This window comes from Streptomyces sp., assembly GCF_036566765.1.
GTDB lineage: Bacteria > Actinomycetota > Actinomycetes > Streptomycetales > Streptomycetaceae > Streptomyces.
Genome location: NZ_DATCVQ010000107.1, coordinates 1 through 8,205, shown reverse-complemented (window position 1 = coordinate 8,205; position 8,205 = coordinate 1). Strand labels below are relative to the sequence as shown.

Below are 8,205 nucleotides of genomic sequence, written 5' to 3'. Positions count from 1 at the left end.
CGCCCGCCGGGCGGCCGCGGCCCAGGCGGTGCGCGGGAAGGTCGCCGGGTCCGGCTTGCCCTGCACCAGGTCGTACGCGGGCCCCGCCGCGGCCTGTTCACGGAGGGCGGGCCGCGCCCGCGCCGGGGCGACCGGCGCCGTCACGAGCGGGGAGACCCGGGTCCCCGACCCCTGGCGCGCCGTCAGCCACCCCTCGGCGACCAGCTCCGCGTACGCGTCGGCGACGGTGTTGCGGGCGATCCCGAGGTCGGCGGCGAGCGAACGGTACGGCGGCAGCAGGGTGCCGGGCGGGAGCCGCCCCTCGCGTACCGCCTCCCGCAGCGCCCGGGTGAGCGCCGCGCGCCGGCTCCCGCCGCCGGCCAGCTCCAGATGCAGGTCGACCCCGAGGGCCCCGGGCCTGCTCACGGTGTCGCCCCCGGCCGTTCCTCGCCGGCCATGATGTCCCGTACGGCGCGCAGGAACCGGTCCACGGCGGCCCTCTCGGTCGCATCGAAGCCGCGCAGCAGGGCCTCGGTACGGTGGATCAGCGGGCCGAAGTACGCCCAGCCCAGCTCCTTGGCGCCGTCCGCCACGCGCAGCAGGACGCGGCGGCGGTCGCGCGGGTCGCGGACGCGGGAGAGATGGCCGAGGCGTTCGAGCCGGTCGATCACCGCCGTCGTCCCGGCCGAGTTGAGCCCGAGCTCTGTGCCGAGCCGGCCGGGGGTGGCGTCGGCGCCGGCGCGCTCGGCGTCCAGCAGACAGATCAGGGCGCGGACGTCGGTCGGGTGCAGCCCGTTCTCGCTCGCGAAGGCCGCCTGGCGCAGGCCGTACTCGACGGTGACGGCCCGCAGCAGATGGAAGATCTCCCGCTCGGGAGTCTCGGGAGTCTCGGGACCCTCGTGACTCTCGGGTTTCTCGGACACGGGACCGCCCTTCCCCTAATATCTCGCTGAGCGAGATAAATGCTCGGCGAGAGAACCTGATGAGAACGAGGAGAATCATGCCCGAGGTCACCGGCTTCTCCGCCGCGTACGACGCCGTCCTCGCCAAGTGGCCCGCGGCAACGGCCCACCTCGACGTGCCGACGCCCTTCGGCGCCACGCACGTCCACTGCTACGGCCCCGCCGACGCCCCGCCCGTACTCCTCCTGCCCGGCGGGGGCGCGACCGCCACCGGCTGGTACGGCGTCGCCGCCGAGCTCGGCCGGACGCACCGCGTGCACGCCGCCGACCTCATCGGCGACCCGGGCCGCAGCGTGCCCGGCGGCCGGCCGCTGCGCACGGTCGAGGACCTGAGCGGCTGGCTGGACGCGCTGTACGACGGGCTCGGCCTGGAGTCCGCCGCGCTGTGCGGGCACTCGTACGGGGCCTGGATCGCCCTCCACCACGCGCTCCGCTCACCGGACCGGGTCGCCCGGCTGGTGCTCCTCGACCCGACGAACGCCTTCGCCGGCTTCGGCGCCCGCTACCTGCTGCGGGCCCTGCCGATGCTGCTGCGTCCCACGCCTGAGCGGAACCGGGCCTTCCTGGCCTGGGAGACCGGTGGCGCGCCGCTGGACGCGGAGTGGCGGGAACTCGACGCGCGCGCCGCCGAGTTCCCGACGGCCCGCCCTGTCACCGGCCCCCGCCCGAAGCCCGACGAGCTGCGTCGCCTCGCCCCGCCGACCCTGCTCCTGCTCGCCGAGCACAGCAGGGCCCACGACGTCCGCAAGGTCGCCGCCCGCGCGCAGGCGGTCGTCCCGCACCTGGAGACGGAGACCGTCCCCGGTGCCACGCACCACACGCTCCCGCCGGCCACGCCACCCGAGACCCTCCGACGGATCGCCGCGTTCCTCAAGAGCTGGAGGGGCACAGGGCTTGAGGCGCACAGGGCTTGAGGGGCACAGGGGTTGAGGGGCGCAGGGGTTGAGGGGCGCAGAGCCAGCGGGACATAGGGGCTAGCGGGACAGCGCGTCCCGCACCGCCTCCTCCGACCGCGCCACCACGGCCGTGCCGTCCTCCGCCGTGATGATCGGCCGCTGGATCAGCTTCGGGTGCGCGGAGAGCGCCGCGATCCACCTGTCGCGGCTGTCGGCGTCCTTCGCCCACTCCTTGAGCCCGAGCTCCTTGGCGGCGGCCTCCTGGGTCCGGGTGATGTCCCACGGTTCGAGCCCCAGCCGGTCCAGGACGGCCCGGATCTCGTCCTCGGTCGGCACGTCCTCCAGGTAGCGGCGGACGGTGTACTCGGCGCCCTCCGCGTCGAGCAGGGTGAGGGCGCTGCGGCACTTCGAACAGGCGGGATTGATCCAGATCTCCATGCCCGCCACGGTACCGCTCCCGCGCCCTCAAAGCCCGTCTGGCCAGGGACGATTGTCAGTGGTCGGCACTAAAATAGGGGGAGAAGCGAGGGTCCCGGGGAGGGCCCTTGTCACCTGCGCCAGGAGGTCGCCGCATGGCTGTCGCCACCATCACGACGCTGCCCCTCGAACCCTGGAAGCCCCTGACGAAGAAGCCGCTGCCGGCGGGCCTGCCCCGCGAGTGGTACATCACCCACAACCGCCGCCTGAAGGCCATGCGCCTCGCGATCGCCCTGCTCGACTCGGGCGTCTACGACACGGCCCGCGCGCACAACCGGGCCATACGCGCCGCGGCGGACCGCCTCGGAGTCCACCCGCCGTCCGACACCACCTGCCGCATGGTCCGCGCCCTGATCGGCTAGGGCCGCCGACCCCGACGCACACCGGCGCCGAAGCGCACCCGCACCGAAGCACACCGGCGCCGCACACCGAAGGCCCCGCCGCCCTCCCGAAGGAGAGTGACGGGGCCTTTGACGGTCGTCCGCGGCAGGTGCGCGGTCCCGCGGCTTAGAGGTCGAAGTAGAGCTCGAACTCGTGCGGGTGCGGGCGCAGCTGGATCGGGGCGATCTCCTGCGTGCGCTTGTAGTCGATCCACGTCTCGATCAGGTCGGACGTGAAGACGCCGCCGGCCTGCAGGTACTCGTTGTCGTCCTCCAGGGCGTTGAGGACGGCCTCGAGGTTGGTCGGGACCTGGGCGACGCCCGCGTGCTCCTCGGGGGCGAGCTCGTAGAGGTCCTTGTCGATCGGCTCGGCCGGCTCGATCTTGTTCTTGATGCCGTCGAGGCCCGCGAGCAGCAGCGCCGAGAAGGCGAGGTACGGGTTCGAGGACGGGTCCGGCGCGCGGAACTCGACGCGCTTGGCCTTCGGGTTCGAGCCGGTGATCGGGATGCGCATGGCCGCGGAGCGGTTGCGCTGCGAGTAGACCAGGTTGACCGGGGCCTCGAAGCCGGGCACCAGGCGGTGGTAGGAGTTCACCGTCGGGTTGGTGAAGGCCAGCAGCGACGGGGCGTGCTTCAGGATGCCGCCGATGTAGTAGCGGGCGGTGTCCGAGAGGCCCGCGTAGCCGGTCTCGTCGTAGAACAGCGGGTCGCCGTTGGCCCACAGCGACTGGTGGACGTGCATGCCCGAGCCGTTGTCGCCGAAGATCGGCTTCGGCATGAAGGTCGCGGTCTTGCCGTTGCGCCAGGCGACGTTCTTCACGATGTACTTGAAGAGCATCAGGTCGTCGGCCGCGGCGAGCAGCGTGTTGAACTTGTAGTTGATCTCGGCCTGGCCGGCGGTGCCGACCTCGTGGTGCTGGCGCTCGACCTGCAGGCCGACGTTCTCCAGCTCCAGGGAGATCTCCGAGCGCAGGTCGGCGAAGTGGTCGACCGGCGGGGCCGGGAAGTAGCCGCCCTTGTAGCGGACCTTGTAGCCCCGGTTGTTCTCCTCCTTGCCGGTGTTCCAGGCGCCGGCCTCGGAGTCGATGTGGTAGAAGCCCTGGTTCGCCGAGGTCTCGAAGCGGACCGAGTCGAAGACGTAGAACTCCGCCTCCGGGCCGAAGTACGCGGTGTCCGCGATGCCGGTGGACGCGAGGTAGGCCTCGGCCTTCTTGGCGATGTTGCGCGGGTCACGGCTGTACTGCTCGCCCGTGATCGGGTCGTGGATGAAGAAGTTGATGTTGAGCGTCTTGTCGCGGCGGAACGGGTCCAGGCGGGCCGTCGACAGGTCGGCGCGCAGGGCCATGTCCGACTCGTGGATCGCCTGGAAGCCGCGGATCGACGAACCGTCGAACGCGAGCTCCTCGGACGGGTCGAACGCCGTCGCCGGGATCGTGAAGTGCTGCATCACGCCCGGAAGGTCGCAGAACCGGACGTCGACCATCTTGACGTCGTTGTCCGCGATGAACTTCTTGGCCTCGTCGGCGTTCTGGAACATCCAACTCCTCCTACTCCCGACCCGGGCTTGGGCGGGGTTGCAGCTCGGTCGTGCGGCCAGTGCGGTGGCACACGCTGGACCCGACCATAGGCAGACGGGATTTCTCAAGCATGACCCATTTGTTTCGCCCAAGTTAACCGGACCGGGGTCCATCGGTCCTTACGCCCTGCCGTCGGGACCCGGGCAGAAGTGATCGAAAACGGGCGCAGTACCGTGGTCGGGTGGACAACAGGCAAGCACTCGGATCATGGCTGTCCGGCCCCCGCGCGGCGGCCGAGGACGCAGGCGTCGACTTCGGTTACCGGGGGGAGCAGCTCGGTCTGCCCGAGCAGGGACCCGGCTCCATCGCCCGCCCCGGCCGGCGGATCGGGGCGCTCTGCGTCGACTGGGCGCTGTGCATGCTGATCGCATACGGCCTGATCACCGACGGCTACAACACGGAGACGGGGACCTGGGCGCTGGGCGTGCTGCTGGTCGTGAGCCTGCTCACGGTCGGCACCGTCGGCTCCACCCCCGGCAAGCGCCTCTTCGGGCTCCGCGTGGTCGCCGAGGACGGCGGGCGGCTCGGGGTCTTGCGCGTACTCGTGCGCAGCGTGCTCCTGATCGTGGCGGTTCCGGCGCTGATCTGGGACCGGGACGGCCGCGGCCTGCACGACCGCCTCGCCCGCGCGGTCCAGGTCCGCATCTGAGCCGCGTGACAGTCCAGGTCCGCATCTGACCGCGTGACGGCGCGAGAAGCCGCGTGACGGCACGAGAAAGGGCGCCCCGGCCGCGATGGCCGGGGCGCCCTTCTCATGTCCGTCGTACGCGCGTCAGCGCATCTTTCCGCCGCGCGGCATCTTCATGCCCTTCGGCATCGGGCCCTTCGGCACCGGCATGTTGCTCATCAGGTCGCCCATCGCCCGGAGTCGGTCGTTGGTCGCGGTCACCTGCGGGCCGGAGAGCACCCGCGGCATCTTCAGCATGGTCGTACGGACCTTGCCGAGCGGAGTCTGACCCTCGTCGTTGCCGACGATGATGTCCCTGACCGGGACGTCGACCACGATCCGGGCCATCTTCTTCTTCTCCGCCGCGAGCAGCGTCTTCAGCCGGTTCGGGTTGCCCTCGGCCACCAGCACGATGCCCGCGCGACCCACCGCGCGGTGCACGACGTCCTGGTTGCGGTTCATCGCGACCGCGGGGGTGGTGGTCCAGCCCCGGCCGATGTTCTGCAGTACCGCAGCCGCCGCGCCCGGCTGGCCCTCCATCTGCCCGAAGGCCGCCTTCTCGGCGCGCCGGCCGAAGATCACGGCCATCGCCAGCAGCGCCAGGACGAATCCCAGGATGCCGAGATAGAGGGGGTGACCGATCGCGAAGCCGATCGCGAGGAGGACGCCGAGAACGACGATGCCCACACCCGCGACGACGAGACCGACCTTCGGGTCGGCCTTTCGGGTCATCTTGTACGTCAGAACGATCTGCTTGAGTCGCCCGGGGTTCTCAGCGGCACCAGCGGTGTTCGTGTTTGCCTTCCTCGCCATGTCCTGAAGTTTACGTGCCGCTGGAAGCGCGGCCCGACACGGCCTCCAGCACATGCTGGGCCTCGACCCGGTCCTTGGCCCGGCGGCGGTCCTCCAGGACGGAGGTCCAGGCGTTGCGCCGGGCGGTGCGCTGCCCGCCGCGGAGCAGCACGGCCTCCACGGCCCGCAGGGCATCGGTGACGGACGGGATGGCGGTGGCGCGGACGTGCGTCGCGGCCTGCATGACGGGGTCCTCCCTCAAGAGCGGATGAGACGAGGTGGGGGGCGCGAGGAGCTGTGGCGGTGAGTAGTACCAGGCTCACTGACTGGTGTTACCAGCGTGTGAGCCGGGGGTCAAACACTGGTGAATCGTTGATGCGACCGGCCGTACGAGCCCGTCGACGACGACGCGGCCCGTACCCCGCTCCGACCTGCGGAGGGTGTACGGGCCGCGTCGATTCGGCCATTACCCGTCAGTAGTGACTTGTGAGTGGATTCACACGACCCTGGGGGCCGCTCTCACGGCGTCGGTTCAGACCGTCGCGCCGCGCCGCTCCATCGCCTGCTGGAACAGCCGGCCGGCGCGGTACGAGGAACGGACCAGCGGGCCGGACATCACGCCGGAGAAGCCGATCTCGTCCGCCTCGTCCTTCAGCTCCACGAACTCCTGCGGCTTGACCCAGCGCTCCACGGGGTGGTGCCGGACCGACGGGCGCAGGTACTGCGTGATGGTGATCAGCTCGCAGCCGGCCGCGTGCAGCTGCCGCAGCGCCTCGCTGACCTCCTCGCGGGTCTCGCCCATGCCGAGGATCAGGTTCGACTTCGTGACCAGACCGTAGTCGCGGGCCTTGGTGATGACCTCGAGCGACCGCTCGTACCGGAAGCCGGGGCGGATCCGCTTGAAGATCCGCGGCACCGTCTCGACGTTGTGCGCGAAGACCTCGGGGCGGGAGGCGAACACCTCGTCGAGGAGCTCGGGCACCGCGTTGAAGTCGGGGGCGAGCAGCTCGACCTTCGTACGGCCGTCGGCGCGGCCCGCGGTCTGCTCGTGGATCTGGCGGACCGTCTCCGCGTACAGCCACGCGCCGCCGTCCTCCAGGTCGTCGCGGGCGACGCCGGTGATGGTGGCGTAGTTCAGGTCCATCGTGACGACGGACTCGCCGACCCGGCGGGGCTCGTCGCGGTCCAGCGCCTCGGGCTTGCCCGTGTCGATCTGGCAGAAGTCGCAGCGCCGGGTGCACTGGTCGCCGCCGATGAGGAAGGTGGCCTCGCGGTCCTCCCAGCATTCGAAGATGTTCGGACAGCCGGCTTCCTGGCAGACCGTGTGCAGGCCCTCGCTCTTCACGAGGTTCTGCATCTTGGTGTACTCGGGGCCCATTTTCGCCCGGGTCTTGATCCACTCGGGCTTGCGCTCGATGGGGGTCTGGCTGTTGCGGACCTCCAGGCGCAGCATCTTGCGTCCGTCGGGTGCGACTGCGGACACATCGGCTCCCTGTAGCTTCGATTCTTCGGCGCACACCAGAGTACGCCCGTTATTTCGTTTGCCTTGCTTCGTACGCCTACGTGTGGCCAACCTGTGGCCAACGCCAGGCATTCCTCAGGCTCAGGCGGACGCGGGCACGGACGCGGGCACGGCCTCGCGCTCGATCTCGCGCGGCTTGAGCTCCGCGTTCTCCAACACGTCCCGCAGGTGCTTCTCCAGGACCGGCGCGACGTCCTCGATGGTGACGTCCCGGCCCAGCTCGTTTGCGAGCGAGGCCACTCCCGCGTCGCGGATGCCGCACGGGATGATCTTGTCGAACCAGGTGTTGTCCGGGTTCACGTTGAGAGCGAAGCCATGCATCGTGACGCCCTTGGCGACCCGGATGCCGATGGCCGCCAGCTTGCGGTCCTCGCGGCGCTGGCCGGCGTTGGACGGGGCGTACTCCGGGCCGTTGAGCCGGGGGTCGAACTCGTCGTCGGTCAGCCGCGGGTCGAAGTCCAGCGACAGGCCGCCGAGGGACGGACGCTGCTCGACCGGGTCGCCGAGCACCCACACGCCGCTGCGGCCCTCGACCCGGGAAGTCTCCACGCCGAACTCCGCGGCCGTGCGGATCAGCGCCTCCTCCAGGCGGCGGACGTGGGCCACCACGTCGACCGGGCGCGGCAGCTTCAGGATCGGGTAGCCGACCAGCTGGCCCGGGCCGTGCCAGGTGATCTTGCCGCCGCGGTCCACGTCGACGACGGGGGTGCCGTCGAGCGGGCGCTCGCTGGGGTCGGTGCGCCGGCCCGCCGTGTAGACCGGAGGGTGTTCGAGCAGCAGGACCGTGTCGGAGATCTCGTCCGCGAACCGCGCCGCGTGCACCCGGCGCTGCTCGTCCCACGCCTGCTGGTACTCGACGGCCTCCGCGCCGAATCCCATGCGGACGAACCGCAACTCACTCACGGCAAGCGCCTCCCTGGAAGAGCCCAGAACGTCGTAAGGCACAAAGCGTG

At 70.8% G+C, this 8,205-nt stretch carries 11 protein-coding genes; 3 read left to right on the top strand and 8 right to left on the bottom strand.

Annotated elements, in window-relative coordinates; all coding sequences use genetic code 11:
• Both VIU94_RS05870 and VIU94_RS05865 read right to left on the bottom strand, forming a co-directional pair.
• On the bottom strand, positions 1-405 hold a 405-nt coding region (locus tag VIU94_RS05870; protein WP_331908265.1), incomplete at its 3' end, for a GntR family transcriptional regulator.
• The gene (locus VIU94_RS05865) at positions 402-902 is read right to left on the bottom strand and encodes a MarR family transcriptional regulator (RefSeq protein WP_331908263.1); all 501 of its coding nucleotides are present in this window, start codon (positions 900-902) and stop codon (positions 402-404) included. The genes VIU94_RS05865 and VIU94_RS05870, both read right to left, overlap by 4 nt.
• Before the next feature lie 77 nt (positions 903-979).
• Between VIU94_RS05865 and VIU94_RS05860 the strand changes: the two genes are divergently transcribed.
• A complete protein-coding gene (locus VIU94_RS05860) occupies positions 980-1,855 on the top strand; it encodes an alpha/beta fold hydrolase (RefSeq protein ID WP_331908261.1) in 876 nt (291 codons plus the stop codon).
• A gap of 60 nt (positions 1,856-1,915) precedes the next feature.
• On the opposite strand, the gene VIU94_RS05855 is transcribed toward VIU94_RS05860, so the two are convergent.
• Positions 1,916-2,275, bottom strand: a complete 360-nt coding sequence (locus VIU94_RS05855) for an arsenate reductase family protein (protein WP_331908259.1) — start codon at positions 2,273-2,275, stop codon at positions 1,916-1,918.
• 134 nt (positions 2,276-2,409) lie between these two features.
• Between VIU94_RS05855 and VIU94_RS05850 the strand changes: the two genes are divergently transcribed.
• Positions 2,410-2,676, top strand: coding sequence for a hypothetical protein (locus VIU94_RS05850; protein ID WP_331908257.1), 267 nt, complete (start codon positions 2,410-2,412; stop codon positions 2,674-2,676).
• A 145-nt stretch (positions 2,677-2,821) separates the two neighbouring features.
• On the opposite strand, the gene glnA is transcribed toward VIU94_RS05850, so the two are convergent.
• Entirely contained in the window at positions 2,822-4,231 is a 1,410-nt protein-coding gene (gene glnA, locus VIU94_RS05845; protein WP_331908255.1) for a type I glutamate--ammonia ligase, read from the bottom strand.
• 221 nt (positions 4,232-4,452) lie between these two features.
• On the opposite strand from glnA, the gene VIU94_RS05840 reads away from it, so the two are divergent.
• On the top strand, positions 4,453-4,920 hold the full coding sequence (locus VIU94_RS05840) for an RDD family protein (protein ID WP_331908253.1): 468 nt from the start codon (positions 4,453-4,455) through the stop codon (positions 4,918-4,920).
• A 123-nt stretch (positions 4,921-5,043) separates the two neighbouring features.
• On the opposite strand, the gene VIU94_RS05835 is transcribed toward VIU94_RS05840, so the two are convergent.
• The 4 genes from VIU94_RS05835 to lipB all read right to left on the bottom strand — a co-directional run bounded on the left by VIU94_RS05835 (position 5,044) and on the right by lipB (position 8,155).
• Entirely contained in the window at positions 5,044-5,751 is a 708-nt protein-coding gene (locus VIU94_RS05835; RefSeq protein WP_331908251.1) for a DUF4191 domain-containing protein, read from the bottom strand.
• 10 nt (positions 5,752-5,761) lie between these two features.
• The gene (locus tag VIU94_RS05830) at positions 5,762-5,974 is read right to left on the bottom strand and encodes an SCO2195 family GlnR-regulated protein (protein WP_331908249.1); all 213 of its coding nucleotides are present in this window, start codon (positions 5,972-5,974) and stop codon (positions 5,762-5,764) included.
• 288 nt (positions 5,975-6,262) lie between these two features.
• A complete protein-coding gene (gene lipA / locus VIU94_RS05825) occupies positions 6,263-7,213 on the bottom strand; it encodes a lipoyl synthase (protein WP_331908247.1) in 951 nt (316 codons plus the stop codon).
• Between the two features lie 120 nt (positions 7,214-7,333).
• Entirely contained in the window at positions 7,334-8,155 is an 822-nt protein-coding gene (lipB, locus tag VIU94_RS05820; RefSeq protein ID WP_331908245.1) for a lipoyl(octanoyl) transferase LipB, read from the bottom strand.
• Between the last annotated feature and the right edge of the window lie 50 nt (positions 8,156-8,205).